The 21,354-nt window shown below is 43.0% G+C and carries 16 protein-coding genes; 12 read left to right on the forward strand and 4 right to left on the reverse strand.

Annotated elements, in window-relative coordinates:
- Window positions 1-4: 4 nt before the first annotated feature.
- From K5Q73_RS05255 to K5Q73_RS05275, 5 genes are read left to right on the forward strand one after another with little or no spacing between them, the layout of a single operon-like run.
- Window positions 5-994, forward strand: a complete 990-nt coding sequence (locus K5Q73_RS05255; RefSeq protein WP_220759717.1) for a PilW family protein — start codon at window positions 5-7, stop codon at window positions 992-994.
- 16 nt (window positions 995-1,010) lie between these two features.
- On the forward strand, window positions 1,011-1,442 hold the full coding sequence (locus K5Q73_RS05260; protein ID WP_220759913.1) for a pilus assembly protein PilX: 432 nt from the start codon (window positions 1,011-1,013) through the stop codon (window positions 1,440-1,442).
- Window positions 1,443-1,444: 2 nt separating this feature from the next.
- Window positions 1,445-5,029, forward strand: a complete 3,585-nt coding sequence (locus K5Q73_RS05265; RefSeq protein ID WP_220759719.1) for a pilus assembly protein — start codon at window positions 1,445-1,447, stop codon at window positions 5,027-5,029.
- An 8-nt stretch (window positions 5,030-5,037) separates the two neighbouring features.
- The gene (locus tag K5Q73_RS05270) at window positions 5,038-5,430 is read left to right on the forward strand and encodes a type IV pilin protein (protein ID WP_220759721.1); all 393 of its coding nucleotides are present in this window, start codon (window positions 5,038-5,040) and stop codon (window positions 5,428-5,430) included.
- Window positions 5,430-5,729 (forward strand): TapY2 family type IVa secretion system protein, encoded by a 300-nt coding sequence (locus K5Q73_RS05275; RefSeq protein ID WP_220759723.1) that lies wholly within the window; start codon window positions 5,430-5,432, stop codon window positions 5,727-5,729. Before K5Q73_RS05270 ends, K5Q73_RS05275 begins: the two co-directional genes overlap by 1 nt.
- Window positions 5,730-5,804: 75 nt before the next feature.
- Here K5Q73_RS05275 and K5Q73_RS05280 read toward each other — a convergent pair whose 3' ends face one another.
- Together K5Q73_RS05280 and K5Q73_RS05285 are read right to left on the reverse strand one after the other, a co-directional pair.
- A complete protein-coding gene (locus tag K5Q73_RS05280) occupies window positions 5,805-5,978 on the reverse strand; it encodes a hypothetical protein (protein WP_220759725.1) in 174 nt (57 codons plus the stop codon).
- A 180-nt stretch (window positions 5,979-6,158) separates the two neighbouring features.
- Entirely contained in the window at window positions 6,159-6,677 is a 519-nt protein-coding gene (locus K5Q73_RS05285; RefSeq protein WP_220759727.1) for a GspH/FimT family pseudopilin, read from the reverse strand.
- 246 nt (window positions 6,678-6,923) lie between these two features.
- Here K5Q73_RS05285 and K5Q73_RS05290 point away from each other — a divergent pair, with 246 nt between their 5' ends.
- The gene (locus K5Q73_RS05290) at window positions 6,924-7,262 is read left to right on the forward strand and encodes a P-II family nitrogen regulator (protein ID WP_012154353.1); all 339 of its coding nucleotides are present in this window, start codon (window positions 6,924-6,926) and stop codon (window positions 7,260-7,262) included.
- Window positions 7,263-7,393: 131 nt separating this feature from the next.
- On the opposite strand, the gene K5Q73_RS05295 is transcribed toward K5Q73_RS05290, so the two are convergent.
- The gene (locus tag K5Q73_RS05295) at window positions 7,394-8,410 is read right to left on the reverse strand and encodes a LacI family DNA-binding transcriptional regulator (protein WP_220759728.1); all 1,017 of its coding nucleotides are present in this window, start codon (window positions 8,408-8,410) and stop codon (window positions 7,394-7,396) included.
- Between the two features lie 421 nt (window positions 8,411-8,831).
- Between K5Q73_RS05295 and K5Q73_RS05300 the strand changes: the two genes are divergently transcribed.
- Both K5Q73_RS05300 and K5Q73_RS05305 read left to right on the forward strand, forming a co-directional pair.
- On the forward strand, window positions 8,832-11,441 hold the full coding sequence (locus tag K5Q73_RS05300; RefSeq protein ID WP_220759730.1) for a TonB-dependent receptor: 2,610 nt from the start codon (window positions 8,832-8,834) through the stop codon (window positions 11,439-11,441).
- 165 nt (window positions 11,442-11,606) lie between these two features.
- Entirely contained in the window at window positions 11,607-13,133 is a 1,527-nt protein-coding gene (locus tag K5Q73_RS05305) for a tryptophan halogenase family protein (protein ID WP_220759732.1), read from the forward strand.
- Window positions 13,134-13,199: 66 nt separating this feature from the next.
- Here K5Q73_RS05305 and K5Q73_RS05310 read toward each other — a convergent pair whose 3' ends face one another.
- Complete coding sequence (locus K5Q73_RS05310; RefSeq protein ID WP_220759734.1) at window positions 13,200-13,928, reverse strand: SapC family protein; 729 nt, start codon at window positions 13,926-13,928, stop codon at window positions 13,200-13,202.
- A gap of 796 nt (window positions 13,929-14,724) precedes the next feature.
- Here K5Q73_RS05310 and K5Q73_RS05315 point away from each other — a divergent pair.
- The 4 genes from K5Q73_RS05315 to nagX all read left to right on the forward strand — a co-directional run bounded on the left by K5Q73_RS05315 (window position 14,725) and on the right by nagX (window position 21,102).
- Window positions 14,725-17,436 (forward strand): family 20 glycosylhydrolase, encoded by a 2,712-nt coding sequence (locus K5Q73_RS05315; RefSeq protein WP_220759736.1) that lies wholly within the window; start codon window positions 14,725-14,727, stop codon window positions 17,434-17,436.
- A gap of 236 nt (window positions 17,437-17,672) precedes the next feature.
- A complete protein-coding gene (nagK, locus tag K5Q73_RS05320; protein WP_220759738.1) occupies window positions 17,673-18,569 on the forward strand; it encodes an N-acetylglucosamine kinase in 897 nt (298 codons plus the stop codon).
- A gap of 31 nt (window positions 18,570-18,600) precedes the next feature.
- The gene (gene nagA, locus K5Q73_RS05325) at window positions 18,601-19,734 is read left to right on the forward strand and encodes an N-acetylglucosamine-6-phosphate deacetylase (RefSeq protein ID WP_220759740.1); all 1,134 of its coding nucleotides are present in this window, start codon (window positions 18,601-18,603) and stop codon (window positions 19,732-19,734) included.
- A 114-nt stretch (window positions 19,735-19,848) separates the two neighbouring features.
- Window positions 19,849-21,102, forward strand: coding sequence for a transmembrane glucosamine N-acetyltransferase NagX (gene nagX, locus K5Q73_RS05330; protein WP_220759742.1), 1,254 nt, complete (start codon window positions 19,849-19,851; stop codon window positions 21,100-21,102).
- Window positions 21,103-21,354: the final 252 nt, after the last annotated feature.

Genomic DNA, 21,354 nt, shown 5'->3' on the forward strand with positions numbered 1-21,354 from the left:
TCTTATGAATACGAAAAATAAATTAAGTCATACGCAGCTTGGCTTTTCACTTGTTGAACTGATGGTTGCAATGATCGTCAGTTTATTTTTAACACTTGGTGTTTTTTCAATGTTCGCAATGTCATCTAAGAACGTGACAACGACGAGTCAGTTTAATCAACTGCAAGAAAATGGTCGGATAGCACTCGCCTTGATTGAAAGAGATGTGAGTCAGTTAGGTTTTATGGGGGATATGACTGGTACTAACTTTGTATTGGGAGTGAATACAACAATTAACGCCCCTGCTATTGCTGCTGCTAATGATTGTATAGGGGCTGGTGCCAATAATGCGAGCTTTCCTAATAATCAGGCTGCCCATTTTAGACGGATTTGGGGTTATGAACATAGCGTTGGAGGCGGGGGGATGACATGTCTTTCTGATGTGTCGGCCGATACTGACGTACTGCAAGTTAAGCGGTTAATAGGACCTTCTATAGCGCCAACTGCACTGAATTCAAATCGCTATTATATGGCTACAACGTCTAGCCAGGCCGTTATTTTTGCTGGAGAACAAGCTGTTCCGCCACTAACCAACTCTCGAATTTGGGAGTTACAGCATCATGTGTATTTCATACAAACTGATAATGACGTACCTGTACTTATGCGTAGAGTGTTAGGCAAAGGTGGAATGAAGTCAGGAAGTAGCTACGAACATCTCGTTGAAGGAATAGAAAATATTAGGGTTATGTATGGCTTTGATAGTAACGGTGATAAGAGCGCGAATAGCTTTATGCCAGCGGCAAACACTACAAGTCTTATGTGGGATAACACCGGATTACAACGTTTAGTGGCCCTGCGTATTTATGTATTAGTTCGCTCTCTTGAAGAAGATAACAGTTATACCAACAACACAACTTATATGCTGGGTGACAAGCAGATAGTAGCTAACGGTGATGGATTTAGGCGTAAGGTTGTGATGACGACAGTAGTGCTTGAAAATCCAATTCTGATGTAGGAATTAATGAATGAATATGAAAAAACAAAAGGGAGTCGTGCTTTTTTTCTCGCTCATCATTTTACTTATTATGACAATAATAGGTGTGGCTTTAGCAATAAACTCAAATCAATCTATAAGAATGGCTGGAGCGGGTTCTGAAAGGGTGGAAGCGATGGTTGAAGCCCATGGTGCACTGGACAAAGTGTTAGCGACAAGCGCTGGAACTACCCTAGCAAACATTGTTACATCTCAAATCATAGCTGACGATACATTTAATGTATCTAGCACCTTAGAGCCTATGTCTGATGGTGATGTTGCTTGCCAAAGAAGTTCGGCGGCAAGTGGTGCTAATTTAATTAGTTGTAGGCGAGTGGAGATCTCTACCGACGCTAGTTTCGGTCGTAATGATATGGGCCAAGTCAGTATTGTCACAGGTGTTGAACAAGAAGTATTAACAGGGAGTTAACTATGTTGGGTAAGCGAATTTTTATAGCTGCTACATTCGCTGTCGCGGTTTTCTCTGGTGCAAGCCATAGTGATGATACTGAGCTTTATGTCTATGAGTCATCGGCCCGTTCTGGAGCAAGGCCCCAAGTGCTAATTATCTTTGATAATTCAGGTAGCATGGGGAATATGGTCGATGATGCTGAGGCATTTTATGATCCAGATGTCACTTATCCAGCGGTAGGAAGCGATAACTCTTTACAAGAAAGAATGGTCTATTTTACTAAAGGGGGGATTGATAATACCGCAATGCCAGTGCCTGATAGCCCATCAGAAAGTCGCCGTTTTTTATCAGAGATAAACGGTTGTGAGACCTCTTGGGATTACCTAGAAAAGTATGGTGTTTTTACTGGTTTCTTCAGAGAGTATGGCTTTTCGGGACAAAATGGAACATGGCAGGAAGTGCCTGATAACAATGGCGCCAATATTACTCATATTGATTGTTTCGATGATATAGAAGGCAAAAAGTGGCGTAATGCACCTAATCAACCATCAGGTTTTCCGATTGATAGTGCAGGTAAAAAGCAAAATCCAATTCGCTACGCAGAAGTTAATGGCGGGTCTAGTCAAGCAGAAATCGATGCCGCTTATGAACAAGCGAAGCAGACTGCTTTTGGAACCGGCCAACCTATTACTCTCTATACTGATAACTACTTGCGTTGGTATCACGGAGATCAAGAGACTGTACCGAAGACACGATTAGAAATCGCTAAAGAGGTGATTAAAAATACCATTGTCACGACGCCGAGTGTTGATTTCGGCCTCGCTATTTTTAATATTAACTATCCTCGAGAGGGGGATGGCGATGGTGGCCGGATTATCTCTGGCATTAAAGAGATGAACGAAGCGAATAAAATCTCTTTACTGGAAACTATTGATAACTTACCTGCATCGACCAATACGCCGTTATGTGAAACACTTTATGAAGCCTATCGCTACTTCTCTGGTAAAAGCGTTTATTTCGGTGATGACGATTATAATGTCGGTAACTTAGGTTATAAAAAGAACATTCCCCCTCGTGATACGGATAAGAATGTAGAATTAAACGGGAAGTATGTTTCGCCTTTTAAAGAGTGCCAGAATCGAGCCTACGTTGTTTATATTACTGATGGTGTTCCGACATTAGATCAAAATGCCAATCAGGAAGTATTAGCTTTACCCGGTGTAAGCTCTAGCGACAAATTTATAAATACTAGCCCTTCTTTTACCAGTTACCTGCCAGCGCTAGCAGGTTGGATGAATACTAATGATGTCAATACATCTGCAGATTATCCTGATGACCAAAATGTAACGACATTTACGATAGGCTTTAGTGAAGGGGCTGCAGATGCGGCCGATTTACTATTAAAAACAGCTGAGAAGGGGGGCGGAGAATATTTTGCTGCAGCGAATGCATCCGCTTTACAGTCTGCCCTACAACAAGTCTTTTCACAGATTTTAGAAGTTAATGCAAGCTTTACTTCTCCTTCTATTGCGAGTAATAACTTTGATAGAACTCGAACCTTTGACTCTGTTTACTATGCGATGTTTTTACCTAATAAAGGACCAAGATGGTCTGGTAACTTGAAGAAGTTTAGAGTGACGGGCGATGGTGACATCGTTGATAAAAATGGCGCTAATGCGATAGGGGAAGATGGTAACTTAGTCTCTTCGGCATGCTCCTATTGGACTCCGGATCTAGTTTGTGACGCAGCCAGTGATGATGGTGACGGAAACGATGTTAGGGTCGGTGGTGCTGCAGAATCTCTACGAAAAGTCCCACAGAGAACTATTTTAAGTAATATTGGCTCAAATGGCAGTTTGGCGACATTTAATAAATCGAATGCATCGAATTATGCTGGTGGAGATGCTCTGCTTGCACTGCATATGGGCGTGGATGAAACCCAACTGGAAGAGGCGTTCAACTGGGTCAAAGGTTACGATACTGATGATGATAATGGTAACTCACAGACTGATGATGTCCGTGAGCAACTTATGGGCGATCCACTTCATTCCCGGCCGTTAGCAATCAACTTTGGTAGCGCTAACTCACCCGATATTCGCATCCTAATGGGAACCAATCATGGCTTTTTGCATATGTTCAAGGATGAAGGTGCAATCGTGAAGGAATCTTGGGCCTTTATGCCATATGAGTTAATACCCAATATTCGGGAGTTAAAGGCTAATGTTCCAACAGGAGTTCATTCTGTTTATGGTCTTGATAGTTCTCCTGTTAGTTACGTCAAGACCGGAGCTTCGGGATTGGAGAAAGCATGGGTCTTTGTTGGAATGCGTCGTGGTGGTAAATCATATTATGCCTTCGATGTTACGACTCCTGATTCTCCTAGGTTTATGTGGAAAATTGATTCTAATAGCGCCGGAATGGCTGAGTTAGCTCAAACGTGGTCAGAACCGGTCGTTACCCACATTCCTGGCTGGCCTGTGGGCAATACAGATCCTAGTAAGGCGAAGCCTGTATTGATCTTCGGTGCTGGTTACTCGCCGTCAACCAAAGATGGCGCAGCAGTGGGTATTAACGATTCAGAAGGTCGTGGTGTTTATATTGTTGATGCAGAAACTGGCACTCTTGTACATTCATTTGGTCCAAGTTCAGCATCTAATACAACTCAGCTTCCGGGAATTACTGATAGTATTCCTAACTCTGTAGCTGTATTAGATAGTAACAGTGATAAGTTAACCGATAGAATTTATGCCTCGGATACTGGCGGTAATATTTGGCGACTGGATCTCCCTAGTGCTAACCCTAAAGATTCGACCCATCCTTGGACAGCATTTAAATTCGCTGATCTAGGGGGGAGCTCCTTAACAAACGATAGACGCTTCTTTGCTGAGCCTGTTGTTGCTCAAACTGTTTTTACCAATTTATCTGAAGTTGATGTGACTTATGATGGCAGCACTACGACAGTAAAAACTTATCAGGATATACCTTATGATGCCGTAGCTATTGGGACTGGACATCGTCCACACCCTTCAGACAAGACTCGTCAAGATAAGTTATTTACCCTACAAGATCGTAATGTGGTGACACGATCTTTTAATGGGGCGAGTGGAAATACGGTTCCTGAGCCTATTACTTTGGTGGATCTTTATGACATCACGAATAAAGCAGCCTCGACTGAATCGGAGAACATTGCCTTTGGTAAGAAGTTGGGTTGGTATTATAGCCTTGGAGCAATAGGAGAGAAGAGTCTCTCAGGAGCATCAATAATACAAGGTGTAGTGTATTTTACCTCCTATGTACCGGGAGATACCTCTTCAAGCAACCAGTGTTTGATCGCAGGGATGGGGCGCTTATATTCTTTTGCTTTGCATAAAGGGACTCGAACTTATACGCAAGAGTATATTGAGCTTGGCGAGAGAGTACCGGATACGCCTCCTCCCCTAATACCTGAAGGGGATATTTATTTCCCCATTCCAGATGCACCAAGACTACCTTGCGTAGAGGGAGATATTAATTGTCCTAAACCACCCGAGTGCCAAAATGGTGATGATAGGTGTGTCGGTTCTGCTCTCGGGGTTAACCGTATTTACTACCATGCAAAGGACTAAGGTATTTTATGTTTAATGCTAAAGGTTTCACACTTATTGAGTTAATGATTACTGTTGCGATAATAGGAATATTAGCTTCAATTGCATACCCCTCTTATGTTGATTATGTTATTAAATCCGCACGTTCTGATGCGCAAGTAATGTTATTGGAGGCGGCGAATAAACAAGAGCAGCTATATTTAGACTCCCGAGCTTATACAGTTTATATGACAACTTTAGGCTACTCTGAAAGCCCTGCTTTAACTGAAAATGGTTACTTTAAAGTGAGTAGTGTAGTTCCAAATAAAGGGCAGTTTAAACTAACCGCTACGGCTACAGGAAACCATTCATATAGAGATCAAGTTTGTAATTCAATGGCAATTACTGAATCAGGAGTCAAGACTCCGCAGGAGTGCTGGTAATGAAAAAATTGTTATGTTGCCTATTGTTAATTTTGCTGTCGAATTCAGTAGTGGCAAAGACAAAAGAGGTGAAAGACTTTAAATGCTTTCTTAAAACGACTAAAGCAGACCAAATAGCTTTTTACTCTTGGCCTGTTAACAAGTTAAAGCTAAAAATGGCAAAATTACCAGCAAATAAAGTACCAGATAGAAACAGCGGTAATCGAGCTTATATTAAGGAAGTTGTTGAGTGCGTGGGGTTGCACGAAACCTTTAATACCGCAGCGGGGAAAAAACTAGACAGTTTGACTGTTCGGTAATCTACTTATTTAAAAGTAGTAATATGGCTAATTACAGCTTTAAGTTTAGCTACAGGTGGTCTTTGCTGTTGAAGACTAGCTCTTACCTGTCCGACTGATTTTTACAGCTTTGCCATTATCATTGATTTTACTTGTTAGACAATATGCGGTGATTCCTGAGGTAAATTTCCCGGTTGTAAGAGCATCAGAAGGGAAACTAATAGGCTTTTCATCGTGGCTAATAAAATCTTTCGAATTAAAATCATCCATAACTGAAATCACTTTGGCCATCGATACAATTAGTGACATCAAGAGTCGAAGTGTTCCATTATCTATAACTACACTGAGCCCATCTTGCCAAATTGTGCTGCATGTTCTTACAAAAGTGGGCAAACAGTGAAAGTGACCATTAGCTCTACAAGAGCGAATGTTTTAATCTATTGGATTTATTTAATACTTTTCACAGCTAATGTCGTTTTGCTGTGAGAAGCGAATTCTTCCTGATTGGCTAACGATAACTGCACGGGATTGAGAGTTATTTACAGTATCTGGGCAGTAACTTAACGTCCCATTGGTACCCGAGGCGAGTCCATCAGGGAGGAACCTGATGGCAGTACGATTGTATCCTACATAATCCTTAGGGTTAAATGGACCGATTTGATAGATAACTTTGTCATTACCGTCTATCAAGTTGGGTTGGCCTGAGTCGCTGAAAACGGTAATGTTATTTTGCCAGTCTTCACTACAACCTTGTGCCGATATTGGGCAAACGGTTACTCTGTAACCGTAGGCAACAGCATGATTCCTTGCTAATTGTATCGATTGTTGGATTTTTCTTATGTTTGAATCACTACGGGCTTGGGCATAAAAACTGCTGAAAGAGGGGGCGGCTATCACTGTTAGAATAGTCGCAACGACGAGAGTTATCATAAGTTCGATTAAGGTAAAACCTGCAGTTCTGTGATGCATATAAACTCATCCTTGAGTCGGCTTTAATATTTACATCCTGTAAATATTTTTTTGGGGGGAGAGGCAAAGTGTAGCTTACAGGCGTCTATTGCAAGTGCCTATTGATATATTGTTCTGTTATATGAAGACTGCGTTTACTTTTGTGCTAAGTCATAAATCACTTTAGGCTTCATAGTTTTACTAGTGCGTGATAAGCTAGCGCGCAGCCAAATTGAGCCTTTCAGCAAGTTTTTAGGGAGTTTTACAATGAAAAAAGTCGAAGCCATTATTAAACCATTTAAGTTAGATGATGTGCGCGAATCACTTGCTGATATAGGTATTACTGGCATGACTGTTTCAGAAGTTAAAGGTTTTGGTCGTCAAAAAGGACATACCGAGCTTTATCGTGGGGCTGAGTATATGGTCGACTTTTTGCCTAAAGTTAAAATTGAACTTGTCATTCAAGATGAACTATTAGAGCAAGCATTAGAAGTTATTGTTGATACTGCGCGTACAGGTAAAATTGGTGATGGTAAGATTTTTGTCACTGATATTGAACGTGTTATTCGTATTCGTACCGGTGAAGAGAACGAAGAAGCGGTATAGCGATTAACGACTTTTTCGCATTATCTGTTATGACAAGTAATGCGAAAAAGTAGAGTTATACTAGAGCTTGTATTAAAGGTTGTCTTAAAGATTAAACCTGAAATTATATAGTCAGTTCAACTCAAGTCTATCTAAGCTCTTGGCTTGGCCGAAGAGTCTCTAATTACAGGCTCAGGCTGGAAGATTTTTGCCAAGTCTGACTTTTCCTCTCTACGTTTAGCAATCAATAATTCAGTCGCAATATGTGCGATCTCTTCATTAGGCTGATGCACGGTCGTAAGCTTAGGCCAAGTCTGGCGTGAGAAAGGGCTATCCTCGAAGCCTACAATAGAGATCTCAGCAGGAATATCCACTCCCTCTAATCTTGCTGCAAATAAAGCTCCCGCCGCAATTTCATCGTTACAGGCAACAATAGCAGTTGGTCTAACCCTTTGACTCAGTAATTGTTTTGCCCCTTGAACGCCGGACTCAAAAGAATATTTACCATCGATGATATGTTCTTGATTAACAGGGAGTTTGTTGTCTTTTAGTGCCTGCTTAAATCCAGCTAAACGTTCTTTGGTTGACTCGTGTTCATGATCGCCACTTAAGAAAGCGATATCTCGATGGCCTAAGTCGATAAGATGCTGAGTTATCGATATTGCACCGGATTTGTCATTGACCAAAACCGCTAAACCAGAGCCTTTGCCGGCTTTCTCTCCGGCGATAATTCGAACATAATTCGCGTCGATGTTATCAAGGGCTGCCAAGATCACCGGATCTTCTGATAATGGAGGCGTTAGCACTAAGCCTGATAAACGGTTGTGCTTTACCAATTTAGTCAGCTCTTCACAGATGTTCTCTGCTCTTGAATTACAAGGGTGGATCAATAATTCGTAACCTAAGTCTTTACACGCAGACAGAATACCGTTCTGCATATCGATGATGTAATAAGCGTTAGGATTATCATAAATAAAACCAATTACATAAGACTTAGTACCAGCTAGGTTTCTTGCCGCTAAATTAGGCTGATAGTTCAGCTCGTTAATAGCTGCATTAACTTTATCTATTGTGGCCTGCTTTACCGCAGGTTCATGATTGGTAACCCGTGACACTGTTTTAATCGATACGCCAGCATGTTTGGCAACATCATTTATGGTGACTTTCATTAAGCGATATTCTCGTTAGTTACACACTTTGTGCCGCCAAAAGATGGTAACACAAGATTAACAAACAGCGCGACAAAGGTGCAATTTGTCCGGAAATTTAGCGGTATAGTGCGAAGTTTTAGTCGATTTAGCAATGATAAGCAGCTAACTTTTTGCGTTTTTTCTCATTAAAACGAAAAAGCTTAATTATTAAACAGGACATTTGTTGGTAGTTAACTAACTGTATTTTAAACGCAAAAATACGTCCATTTTCACTATATTGTTATTGTATACAATTATAATGATGTAATTGGTTATTTTGTTGTGGCGCAGCTGTTAATAATTGTGTAGTGTTTGCTCTAGACATGACAGCGTTGTCATTCCGCTTCTGGAATGGTTATGGATATAAAAAAAAGATAATAAGTTATGGAAGGGAAACGAGATGCGACCATCTACCTTTAAGAAAAGTGTACTAGCTACAAATATCGCGCTGCTGATGAGCGGGGCTATGTCTGTTTCTGCTGTGGCAGCAGAGGCTGATGCGAAAACCGCAACAGCAGACGAAAACATTGAGAAGATTGAAGTACGCGGTATGCGCGCTTCAATGAAAGCCTCAATCAATGCTAAAAGATTCTCAGATTCAGTTGTTGATGCTGTAACAGCTGAAGATATTGGTAAGTTTCCCGACGGTGATGTTGGTGAGTCACTAGGCCGTATCCCGGGTGTTGCCGTTAACCGTCAGTTTGGCCAAGGCCAGCAGGTTTCTATTCGAGGTGCATCAAGCCAGTTAACTCGCACTTTGCTTAACGGCCATTCAGTTGCATCGACTGGTTGGTACGATCAACAGGCCATCGACCGTAGCTTTAACTACTCTTTACTTCCGCCTGAAATGGTAGGCGCAATCGAAGTTTATAAGTCATCACAAGCGGATATTCCTGAAGGTGGTATTGGCGGTACGGTAATCGTTAAGACCCGTAAGCCACTCGACTTAGATGCAAACTCTGTATTTATCAGCGCTAAGGGCGACTACGGAACAATCTCTGAAGAGGTCGATCCTGAACTTTCTGGTTTATACAGCTGGAAAAATGAAGATGAAAACTTCGGTTTCCTACTTTCAGCTGCAGCTTCAGAAACTAATTATCAACGTAACGGAATTGAATCCCTAGTCGGTTGGGGGGATATCGTTCCAACAACGTTCGAGCAAGAACGTGAGCGCACGGCAATTAACGGTGCCTTACAATATCGCCCAACGGATAACCTAGAGTTTGGCTTGAATATCATGAGTCTTGATATGAAAGCTAATAACGCAAACACATCACTGTTTACCATGTTCCCTGATGATAAAGAAGCGGCTTGTGAGCAAAAAAATGCTTCAGGGACTTGTACCTTCTATCGTCGCGATGGTAAGGGTGAGAATCCTGGTTGGGCACAAACTTGGGCTCGTAAAGCGAGTATGGATTCAAATACTTACGATTTAGATTTTAAATATGAAGCTGACAGCTACACCTTAGAAGGCCGAGTGGGTAACACTAAGTCTGAAGGTGGTACTGACATGACTGCTAACTATGGTTTCTGGTTAGGTCAACCTGGCGATTATGCTGGTACATACGATGCGACCGGTGAAGTGATTAAAATTGATATCGCCAATAAGTCATTTGATGCAGAAGATTTTGGTGGTCCACTCTCGCCAGCAGGTTGGTCTCTTAAGAAGCAGCCAAATTCAGATGAAGAGACTTACGCACAGTTCGATGTGACAGTTCCTGTAGATTTAGGCGCCATTACCTCATTTAAGTCTGGCGTCCGTTGGGCTGACCATGACGTAAAGCAGGAAACTTTCCCTGCTATCGTTAATGCTGATGTGACAGCTAAAGACGCATCGGCTTACTATTCTGGAACAGTTTCTTCTGGCGCAGGTTTCACTCTGCCTAAGCCAAATTTAGATGCAATGCTTGCAGATGCAAACGCGGCAATTAGTGGCTTTAGTAATGAAGGCACTGTTTATAAATCTGGTTACGGTACCATTACTGAAGAGAACTTAGCCCTGTATCTAATGGCTAACTTCGAGTCTGACGGTGTTCGCGGTAACTTTGGTTTGCGTTATATCTCAACCGACGCCTCTTCTGATTACTATAAGCTGCAATCTGATGGTACTTACGCAGATAACTTGAGCACAAGAGATGCTAGCTATAGCGATGTGTTACCGAGCGTGAACGTAGCATTTGATGTTGCACCAGATGTGATTATCCGTACTTCGGCGTCACAAGTTATCTCTCGCCCTAACTATAGTGATATGTTTGCTTCTTCTGCATTAGCAGGTTATGAAGACGGCACCGCGGGCAATGAAGTGGTCAATACAGGTAACATTGCACTTGAGCCATTTAAAGCGACACAAGCAGATTTGGGTGTTGAATGGTACTTCAGTCCAGACGGTCTAGTAGCTGCGACATACTTTATTAAAGATATCAGCTCATTCGTTACTTCAAATCAAATCTTAGATCAAAGCATCGGTATTATTGACCCAGATTCAGGCGAAGATAGCTGGACTAAGTCAACGAAGAAGAATGGTACTGGTGGTCAAATTCAAGGTGTCGAGTTTCAATTACAAGATTCATTTGAAAACGGCCTAGGTTATTCTGCTAACTATACGTTTGCAGATTCAGATGCTCCTGCTGACAACTATCCTGATGAAGTGAGTGTATTCTCTGATTCATCTAAGCATACGGTCAACCTAGTGGGTTACTACGAGATGGAAGACTTTTCTGCTCGTGTAGCTTATAACTGGCGCAGTGAATACATGATCCGTGAGCTTCCAGGTTTCTACGGCAACCGTGAGCATCAAGACTACGGAACGGTTGATTTAAGTGCTAACTACAACATTACTGATTACCTATCAGTGACTTTTGAAGTGGTTAACCTACTTGAAGAAGATAGCGTACAGCTCGGTGTAGCTCCAGATTCAGCTGAAGTTAAGCCAGAGCTTAAGGATGGTTACCCAGCATGGAGCTTCGAAGGTGAAGCGCGTTATAAGCTAGGTGTTGCATTACGCTTCTAGTTAAATAGAAAGATGACTACAACTTAAAGCCCAGCATTTGCTGGGCTTTTTATTAAAAAGATAAAATCAGTTAAAGCTAACTAAATGTAGTATTACTTGTCAGTAAATGCTGCTGGATAACGGCAAAACTTGCAGTTTACACTGATGGGGATGACTGGAGATGAGATGGATATTAAAACAATAGCGATTGTTGGTGGTGGTACAGCGGGCTGGCTAGCGGCAAACCATCTTGGTAAAGCGTTGCTCGAAAATGAGCAGTTATCAATTACGCTAATCGAGTCTCCGGATATTCCAACTATTGGGGTCGGAGAGGGTACGGTACCGGCAATACGTCAGTCGCTGCAAAGCTTTGGCATTAGTGAGACCGAGTTTATTCGTCGCTGTGATGTCACCTTCAAGCAATCAATAAAGTTCGTTAACTGGCTTGATAAAGACACCCATGGCCAGCAGAACTTTTATCACCACCTATTTGATATGCCAGGCTCAGCGCTGCAAGATTTAACTGCTCGTTGGTTAGCGAACAAAAATAGTTATTACGCTGGTGCAGTATCGCCGCAGCATGAAGTTTGCGAAGGTTTTAGGGCACCAAAGAATATAAGCGATCCGGAATATGCCGGAAAGCTTGGCTATGCCTATCACCTTAATGCGGCTAAGTTTGCAGAGTTGCTCAGCGAGAATGCTAAACAGCGATTTCGAGTTGAGCATGTTCGGGCTAATGTGCAGGAAGTGATTCTTGGGCAAAACGATGAGATAGAATCTCTAGTTACAGATAGTGCTGGCAAACTGGATTTCGATTTCTACATCGATTGCAGTGGCTTTGCTGCGTTACTTATAGATAAGGCGCTTAAGGTTCCTTTTATTAGTAAGGCTGAGCAGTTGTTCGTCGACAAAGCTGTTGTCGTACAAGTTCCCACAGCCAATGACGCTGTTATTCCCCCCTTTACTATTTCTACCGCCCATCAGGCTGGATGGATTTGGGATATCGCTTTGAGCAACCGTCGTGGTGTAGGCTTTGTCTATTCTTCTAAATATATGGATGATGAGACCGCAATCAGTAAACTCGATACTTATCTAGGCGGCAGGCTTACTGAGCATCAGCATAGGGTCATTCCAATGACTGTCGGCTACCGTGAGCGCTCATGGGAGAAGAACTGCGTGGCATTGGGTTTGGCGCAAGGATTTTTAGAGCCATTAGAGGCTACATCAATTCTTTTGACCGACTTTGCCGCTGAGTTTTTAGCTCAACGCTTCCCAAGTTCAACAGCTCAAGTAGCCGCAATACAGCAGCGTTTTAACCATGTGATGGATTATGCCTGGGAGCGAGTCGTAGACTTTATTAAGCTACATTATTGTCTGTCAGATCGCGACGATTCACCATTTTGGACCGATAACCGGGATCCGGAAACTATGTCTGAAGAGCTAAAAAGGCGGTTAGGCCAATGGCAGGATTTTGTGCCCAGCAGAGAAGACTTCTTTAGTAAGTTTGAGGTATTTGATTTAGAAAATTACCTCTATGTTCTGTACGGTATGCAGCATACCCCGAAGCAGAAGCAAACGAGCATTGATTTAGAGCCTCAATCGAGTGCATTACAACAGCGGCTCAATATTGTCGCCAAACAGCTTGCAGGCGAGTTACCGCAGCATAGAGACTTGTTAGATAAAATAAAGCGTTACGGTTTACAGAAGGTATAGCTAATAGGTTTAGCCAAGTTCGGTAATCATGAACCTGGCTATTACTATGATTTATGCTGATTGCTATTAATGAGTCAAATCATAGTTATTTTGCTTTTCAATTAGGCGTGAGATCTGCTGTAGTGATAGCAGGTGAGCATAGATGAGTGGCAGTAAGCCGTTTTCTTTTAAAGATAAGAACTCTTCATTGCTTAGCTGATTTAATGCCTGCTCATCAACCACATATATACCGTCGATATTAATGGGCTGCTGGCTTTCGGCTAGCTTAATTGTTAGCTGTTTTGCGGTGAATAAACTTTTCGATGCTAACAACTGACAAATGTTGCCTGTTTGCTCATTAAATGCGGCGATTTCAAGCAGTGCTTGAGTACGCTTCTTAAGGTACTCACTCTGTTCTTTGTCATCGTTAAATAAGCGCTGTGCATTCTCGCTGACTTCAGTCACTAATGGACTCGCGGTATCGACGCAGATAAGCACATTATCACTTTCCTGACTGGTTTTAACTAAAGATAACGGCGCATTGTTAAAGCCTTTAGGCTTTACCATTGCTGGCCAATTACTCGTTTGGCAGTAGAGGTTTAAGTCGTTTTTAACGCCCATCATAGCAACAGGAATAAACTGGCCTGTTTCACTGTTCTTAACAAACACCAACGGAAACTCGGTCGCTAATTGATGAAATTCGTGGAAAACAACAGGAATAAGTTGTTGAGCGGCAAAGCGACGATAGTCTTGAGACTCGCTAACGCACATTTGAAGGTGGCTATCAGAGTTAAGTGGGACGATATTATTTTTCATTGTTATAGGGTCCTTGAGCGTAATCTTATTTGAGCATTAATAAGCGAGCACTTGTATGTTGCTATGAGTGAGGCTTGTTGTGTTTAGGTATACTTTTATGTGACAACGTTGTCAATTAAACCCTTGAGGGGGAAATTGCCTTAGAGCTAAGTACTGCTAATGAGAACGGCAGCTAGTTAATGCCAAGCTTGTTAACTAATTGTTTTGTCTGGGTTGTAGTTTGATGCTCAATACACTTTAAATTGAAATGTAAAAATAGGGACAAGTAAAGATGGGCAAATAGGTAAATTATATTTATGCCACCAGCTCACTGCTCTCACTTTCAATGTGTTGTTTTAATTATCATTTACCCGCTATTATCTAGGTGGGTAAATATAAACAAAGCCAAATGTCAGATAAATGTAGCTGTTTTGTACTTATTTATGTATATTCTTAATGACAGCGTTGTCATCTGCTTGTGTGACAAGGTGTTTGTAAGGTCAGCATGAACGGGAAGAGGTCTCCCGACTCATGCTTTTGGCAAACAGTTATGTTTGTTACTCCTATATAGTCTCTCCCCAGAAACTAGCGTGGGCCGAGTACTTTTAGAGTACTCGGCCATTTTTTTATCTGGCACAATAGGACTGTCTAAATCTAGGCATTGAGAGGCAAGCGTATTGAAACACAAGCGCATTAAGAGACAAGCGTATTAGAACCTAACAAAGGTTAAGCTCTCGTTTATTTCCATCAGGGGGAGAAATAACGGGGCAAGTTAAAGCTCTTCACCTTAAAAACAATATAAATCAAAGGGAATATAATGAAGATTAAAGTGATAGCCTCAGCTGTATCGTTAGCATTAACTCTGGGGGCTTGCTCAGATGAAGACCAGGCTAAAGAGGTGGTGAGCGCCATATCCCCCACAGAACAAACCTCACAAACTGCGACTCCAATAGCCACCGAAACAGACTTGGCTCAAGCTCCACTGACACAAGCTTTGCTAAACCAGATTGGCGAAACTCTTGATATTCGTTACCGGGTGGTGACCAATGTTCCCGATGAGCACTGTGACAAAGACGCGGCAGATGCTCGCTGTTTTCTCGCTGAAATCGACCTGACACCTCAAGTTGATATCGACAATAAAGACTGGTCTATCTACTACTCTCAAATGCGACCAATTCAAAGCATAGTGGGTGATGAATTTAGTATTTCTCGTATTCAGGGAGACTTACATAAAATCGAACCCGCAGCGGGATTTAGCGGCATTAAAAAGGGCGAAACTAAAACGATTCAGTTTCGTGGTGAGCTGTGGCAGTTATCTGAAATTGACGCCATGCCAAATTACTACATAGTTGCAGACGGTCTCGAACCTGTTGTTATCCGCAGTACACAGTTATCGCTTGATCCGGAAACGGGGATGGAGCTACGTCCCTATGTCAGCGCGTTTACCGACGGCGAAACTCAATATAAGCGACGTGAGACCGATAAGCTTGAGTGGGCGACAACCCAAGTCTTATATCGCAGCAACTTAGATACACCTAATGATGCAAAGTTAGCCGAAAATGCGATTTTGCCAACACCTAGCAAGGTTTCCCTTAAGAGCGATGCACAGCCTATCTCACTAAAAGCTGGGTTAAATCTAAGCCTCAACGGAGTAGGGCCAGAGGTAGTCGATGCCGCGCTACAGCGCCTAGCACGACTAGGTGTAGGGCAAAGTATCAAGGGAGTCAAAACGCGACTATTACCTTTATCAGCCCCCGGAGTCGTGGGCGAGTATCGTCTCGATATCGCTAGCGATGAGATTAAGGTTTTTGCGGCGGATGATGCTGGGTTTTCCTATGGTTTAGCATCACTGGCAGCACTTATTGATAGCAACACTTTGCAAGTTAATCCTATGCTGGTGGAAGATGCGCCTCGCTATGATTTTCGTGGTATGCATATCGATGTATCGCGTAACTTCCATAGTAAACAGCTTATTTTAGACCTGTTAGATCAGATGGCAGCTTATAAGTTAAATAAATTACACCTGCATATGGCCGACGATGAAGGCTGGCGCTTAGAGATAGCAGGATTGCCTGAATTGACAGAGGTTGGCAGCAAGCGTTGCCATGATCTCAATGAAGATACTTGCCTGCTACCTCAGTTAGGAAGTGGCCCTTTTAGCGATGCTAAGGTCAATGGTTACTACAGCAAAGCGGATTATATTGAAATCCTGCAATATGCCAATGCCAGACAAATTCAGGTGATCCCATCGATGGATATGCCGGGGCATTCTCGCGCCGCAATTAAATCAATGGAAGCGAGATATCGCAGCTTAATGGCTGCCGATAAAGCCGAAGAAGCTAAACAATATCTATTGTCTGACAGCGAAGATAAAACGGTTTACTCATCAATCCAGTACTACAGCGACAACACGTTGAACGTGTGTATGGAATCAACCTTTACCTTTATAGATAAGGTTATCGATGAAATCGCAGCCCTGCATAAGCAAGCCGGTGTACCGCTGGATCTATATCATATCGGTGCCGATGAAACTGCAGGTGCTTGGATAGAGTCACCCGCATGCAAAGCCTTTATTGCTAACAATGATAAAGGTGTAACTAACATGGAAGAGCTTGGCGCTTACTTTATTGAAAGGACTTCTAAGCTGCTTGCAGACAAAGGCATTGAAGCCGCTGGCTGGAGTGACGGTATGAGTCATACCCGTCCAGAGAACATGCCAAAGCAGGTCCAGTCAAATATTTGGGATGTAGTGGCGCATGGTGGGCACGTACGTGCGCATCAGCAAGCTAACCTTGGTTGGCAGGCGGTGCTAGGTCAGCCAGAAGTACTGTATTTTGATTTTCCCCATGAGGCCGACCCTAAAGAACACGGTTATTATTGGGCTAGCCGCAATACCAACTCTAAGAAAATCCATAGCTTTATGCCTGGTAACTTGCCCGCTAATGCTGAGCAGTGGACCGATATCGAAAATTTACCTTTTGAAGCCGATGACACATTAAAAACAGATGCAGCTGGCAAGGTTATCAGTGGGCCTTTAAAAACATCTTATAGCTTTGCAGGGATCCAAGGTCAGCTATGGAGTGAAACGGTACGCAGTGATGAGGTGGCTGAGTATATGATGTTTCCTCGACTAATGATGCTGGCCGAGCGTGCATGGCACCAGCCAAGCTGGGAGGTGCCATACCAGCATCAAGGCGCTGTCTATAATCAAAATAGTGGCTATTTCACCAAAGAGATGCGCCAAGCCCAAGCCAATGATTGGCACCGAGTAGCTAACACTTTAGGAGCGAAAGAGTTACTAAAACTCGATAAGGCCAACATTGCCTATCGGGTGCCAACGCCAGGAGCAGTCATTAAAGAAGGTAAGCTGTTTGCCAATGTTATTTTTCCTGGGCTGGAAATTGAGTATCGCGATGCTGGGGGGCAGTGGCTGGCATACGCTGAGGGCGTAAAGGTGACTACGCCAGTAGAGGTACGAATTATTGCCGCTGATGGTAAGCGTAAAGGACGGACTTTAGTTGTTAACTAACAAATGCTTAACAGGTGCAAACGCTGGAAATCTAAGTAGCAACTAACTCAGAACGTAGTAATACTCATGGTGTTGCTGCGTTTTGTCAATTTAATTGGCGAGTTTAAAAAATAAATGACAACGCTGTCATTCTTGTTGTAACATGCAGTTAACTTAGTGGGCTTTAATCGCGAATTCACGCATAAAGTCCAGACCCATTCCGAATCAATAGAATGTGAACCATAAAGAGGTCTGTCATGGGCATGAGCCAGACGAAAGAAGAGTCCCTATATATTGGAATCGATGGTGGCGGCAGTAAGTGTCGAGCAACAATCTACACTCACGATTATTGCATTCTAGGCACTGGAGTTGCTGGTCGTGCAAATCCACTTCATGGTTTAGCTCAAACATTTCAATCAATTGAAGAGTCGACTCAATTGGCTCTAGCTGACGCGGGTCTTAAGCCTTCTGATAGTAGGCGTTTAATCGCCGGTCTAGGCCTCGCTGGGGTCAACGTACCTCGTCTTTATCAAGATATTGCAAAGTGGCAGCATCCTTTTGCCTGTATGCACTTAACCACAGATCTGCATACGGCTTGTATTGGCGCCCATCAAGGCGAAGAGGGCGCAGTGACCATTACTGGTACAGGCTCTTGCGGCTATGCTCGAGTGGGTGATAAAGAGTTATTTCTCGGTGGGCACGGTTTCGCATTAGGTGATAAGGGCAGTGGTGCCTGGCTGGGGTTAAAGGCGAGTGAGTCGGCATTATTGGACTTAGATGGCTTCGGTGAGAAGACTTTGCTGACCCAGAGATTACTGCAACACTTTGAAGTCAGTAATGCCCTTGGCATTGTTGAGAATTTAGCTGGCCAGTCTTCTAGCTCCTATGCCAAGCTCGCTCATATAGTGTTTGAGTGTGCTCGACTTGATGATGGCGTAGCATTGGATATTGTTCGAGAAGGTGCTAACTATATCAGCGAGTTGGTGAGAAAGTTATTTGAAATTAATCCGCCTCGATTCTCTATGATAGGTGGCTTAGCTGAACCATTAGCCCCTTGGTTAGCTGAAGATATACTTGCGAAAGTATCTCCAAGCTTACAGCCACCAGAGTGGGGCGCTGCATTCTTTGCTCAGCAGCAGTATACAAGAGCATAGCTGGGTCACTATTTTACTAAGTGGGAACAAGATGAAGCAGACGATAATTGCCGAGCGCGTATTTGATGGACAAACTTTTCATTCAGATTTAGCCATCACTTTTGAAGATGGTCATATCCTTGCATTTGATACCGCTCAAGGCGCGCGTGAATCTCGCGTTAGCGGGCTAATTGCACCGGGATTTATTGATGTGCAGGTCAATGGTGGTGGTGGAGTCTTGTTTAACTCTTCACCGAATGTTGAGGGCATCGAAGCGATAGGTAAAGCCCATGCTAAGTTTGGCACAACAGCTTACTTGCCTACACTCATCACCGATGCTGTCGATGTGATGCATAAAGCCGCCGATGCAGTAGCATTAGCGCTAGAGTCAAACAGCGCTGGTGTGGTTGGAGTTCATTTTGAAGGGCCACACCTTAGCGTGCCTAAAAAAGGGGTACATCCGCAACCCTATATCAGACGGATCTCCGATGCAGAACTTGCCATTTTTAGCCGTCAAGACATAGGCATAAAAGTGGTGACCCTTGCGCCTGAAAATGTCTCTGCAGATGTCATCAAAGCCTTAGTTAAGGCGGGGGTGAAAGTGTGCTTAGGTCATTCGAATGCTGATTATGACACGGTCAAAGCCGCTCTTGCTGCTGGGGCGATAGGCTTTACCCATCTTTATAATGCGATGTCAGCACTAGATTCTAGAAATCCAGGCATGGTAGGTGCAGCGCTTGAAAGTGCTGATGCTTGGTGTGGCTTGATTGTCGATGGTCATCATGTTCATCCAGCTTCTGCACGGGTTGCGATTAATGCCAAGCCTAAGGGGAAAGTCATGTTAGTGACTGACGCTATGCCTCCAGTTGGTGTTGATGAGGAAGTGAGCTTTGAGTTATTTGGCACACAGGTATTAAGGGTGGGTGATAGACTCAATGCGGTAACTGGCGAGCTTGCTGGTTGCGTACTGGATATGGCTGGAGCCGTGGCAAATACCGTCAATATGCTAGGGATTGAAGCGGATGAGGCATTAAGAATGGCCTCCTTGTATCCTGCGGAGTTTCTTGGCTTAAGTGATAAAATGGGGATGCTACAAGTTGGAGGGCGTGCCGACATGGTGCTACTCGATAACAAATACCGTGTTGAGCAAACCTACATTGGCGGTGAGTTGGTTTTTCAAGGCTAATCAATAGTGTTTGTTCAACTCAATCTGAGCCTCTGCAGTGATTACTAAATTAAATGACTGCGGAGGCTTTGCTTTATATAGCTGTAGTAAAAAGTGATAGAAAGGGCTGTTTAGATGACAATAATAATAGATAAACCCCAATCCAGCATAGAAAAAACTAACATAGCGAAAATCGCTCCGGGTTCGGGAGCCCAATCTGCAGTTGCTGTTGAATCCACAGCAAAAGAGGAAGAAAAACCACTCGCAAAACCACTCGTAAAAGCTAGGCTAAAGTCATTAGATGCGCTGCGTGGCTTCGATATGTTTTGGATCTTGGGTGGTGAAGCTATATTTGCAGCTTTGCTACTTATATCTGGCTGGGCGGGGTTTAAGTGGCTCGATGGGCAAATGCATCATAGTGTTTGGCATGGCTTTACTTTTTACGATCTAATTTTCCCTTTGTTTATTTTCCTTTCTGGCGTAGCGCTAGGCTTATCACCCAAACGCTTGGATAAGTTACCTTTGCCTCAGCGCATGCCGTTATACCAACATGCAATTAAACGATTGTTTCTATTACTGCTATTTGGGGTTATCTATAACCATGGTTGGGGCACTGGAGCACCGTTTGCTTTAGGTGAAGTACGTTATGCCAGCGTGCTAGGTAGAATTGCCTTTGCATGGTTTTTCTGCGCCTTGTTAGTGTGGCACACCAGTCTAAGAACTCAGATAGTTACTGCCATAGTGATATTAGTCGGTTACGCCTTACTACAAACTTTCCCTTTTATGACGCTAGATAATAGTGGCGCTTTTAGTGCTACAGGATCAATTAATGCCGCGGTCGATACACTATTATTACCCGGCATTACTTATCAAAATGCTGCTGTAGATCCAGAGGGGATACTGTCGACTATTCCTGCCGTTGTAAATGGCTTATTTGGTGTGTTTGTCGGACATTTCATTGTAAAGCCACAAGTAAAAGGGGAGTGGTTTAAAGTTGCGATTTTGGCATTGTCGGGCTTAGGTTTATTGCTATTAGGTTGGGCGGTTTCCCCTTGGAATCCCGTGAATAAAACCCTGTGGACCAGTAGCTTTACCTTAGTGACTTCAGGTTGGAGCATACTTTTCTTAGCCTTGTTTTACAGCATTATCGATGTGTTAAAAGTGCAGCGGTGGGCGTTTTTCTTTACGGTTATTGGCTGTAATTCAATCGTTATCTACATTGCGAGTAGCATAGTCAATTGGAAGTACACAGCAACGAGTTTATTTGGTGCAGGCATATCAAGTTTACCTAATCATGTTCAGGCACTTGGCAGCGTTATCGCCTTGTTGTTAGTGCAGTGGCTTGTGTTGTACTGGATGTATAAGCGAAACATCTTCATTAAGGTTTAAGCTGGCCAGTTTACACTTGGGTTTTATTTGACTCTGTTACCTCAGTTGTTCAGCTGGAGGATAATGTGAGCTCAATTGAGCCGTAAAAGTAAAAAATGACAGCGTTGTCTTTTTTGCCATAATGTTTTAACATCGGTGAAACATTAGGCTTGAAATGAGCCAGAGATAGAAAGTGAAGGTCGAGAATATAAGCAGACAGTTGTCTGCATAAGCTAAGTGGTAACAATGAAGGATGGGGTAGCAGTTTAATCT

Origin of the sequence: Shewanella sp. MBTL60-112-B2, from assembly GCF_019655055.1 — a bacterium.
GTDB lineage: Bacteria > Pseudomonadota > Gammaproteobacteria > Enterobacterales > Shewanellaceae > Shewanella.

What these genes read in the sequence shown, in the direction of transcription:
- K5Q73_RS05290 (WP_012154353.1), top strand. Translation starts at nt 6,924, where the DNA reads ATGAAAAAAGTCGAAGCCATTATTAAACCATTTAAGTTAGATGATGTG.
- nagX (WP_220759742.1), top strand. Translation starts at nt 19,849, where the DNA reads ATGACAATAATAATAGATAAACCCCAATCCAGCATAGAAAAAACTAAC.
- K5Q73_RS05255 (WP_220759717.1), top strand. Translation starts at nt 5, where the DNA reads ATGAATACGAAAAATAAATTAAGTCATACGCAGCTTGGCTTTTCACTT.
- K5Q73_RS05315 (WP_220759736.1), top strand. Translation starts at nt 14,725, where the DNA reads ATGAAGATTAAAGTGATAGCCTCAGCTGTATCGTTAGCATTAACTCTG.
- K5Q73_RS05285 (WP_220759727.1), bottom strand. Translation starts at nt 6,677, where the DNA reads ATGCATCACAGAACTGCAGGTTTTACCTTAATCGAACTTATGATAACT.
- K5Q73_RS05305 (WP_220759732.1), top strand. Translation starts at nt 11,607, where the DNA reads ATGGATATTAAAACAATAGCGATTGTTGGTGGTGGTACAGCGGGCTGG.
- K5Q73_RS05270 (WP_220759721.1), top strand. Translation starts at nt 5,038, where the DNA reads ATGTTTAATGCTAAAGGTTTCACACTTATTGAGTTAATGATTACTGTT.
- K5Q73_RS05280 (WP_220759725.1), bottom strand. Translation starts at nt 5,978, where the DNA reads ATGGATGATTTTAATTCGAAAGATTTTATTAGCCACGATGAAAAGCCT.
- K5Q73_RS05260 (WP_220759913.1), top strand. Translation starts at nt 1,011, where the DNA reads ATGAAAAAACAAAAGGGAGTCGTGCTTTTTTTCTCGCTCATCATTTTA.
- K5Q73_RS05275 (WP_220759723.1), top strand. Translation starts at nt 5,430, where the DNA reads ATGAAAAAATTGTTATGTTGCCTATTGTTAATTTTGCTGTCGAATTCA.
- K5Q73_RS05265 (WP_220759719.1), top strand. Translation starts at nt 1,445, where the DNA reads ATGTTGGGTAAGCGAATTTTTATAGCTGCTACATTCGCTGTCGCGGTT.
- K5Q73_RS05295 (WP_220759728.1), bottom strand. Translation starts at nt 8,410, where the DNA reads ATGAAAGTCACCATAAATGATGTTGCCAAACATGCTGGCGTATCGATT.
- K5Q73_RS05310 (WP_220759734.1), bottom strand. Translation starts at nt 13,928, where the DNA reads ATGAAAAATAATATCGTCCCACTTAACTCTGATAGCCACCTTCAAATG.
- K5Q73_RS05300 (WP_220759730.1), top strand. Translation starts at nt 8,832, where the DNA reads ATGCGACCATCTACCTTTAAGAAAAGTGTACTAGCTACAAATATCGCG.
- nagK (WP_220759738.1), top strand. Translation starts at nt 17,673, where the DNA reads ATGGGCATGAGCCAGACGAAAGAAGAGTCCCTATATATTGGAATCGAT.
- nagA (WP_220759740.1), top strand. Translation starts at nt 18,601, where the DNA reads ATGAAGCAGACGATAATTGCCGAGCGCGTATTTGATGGACAAACTTTT.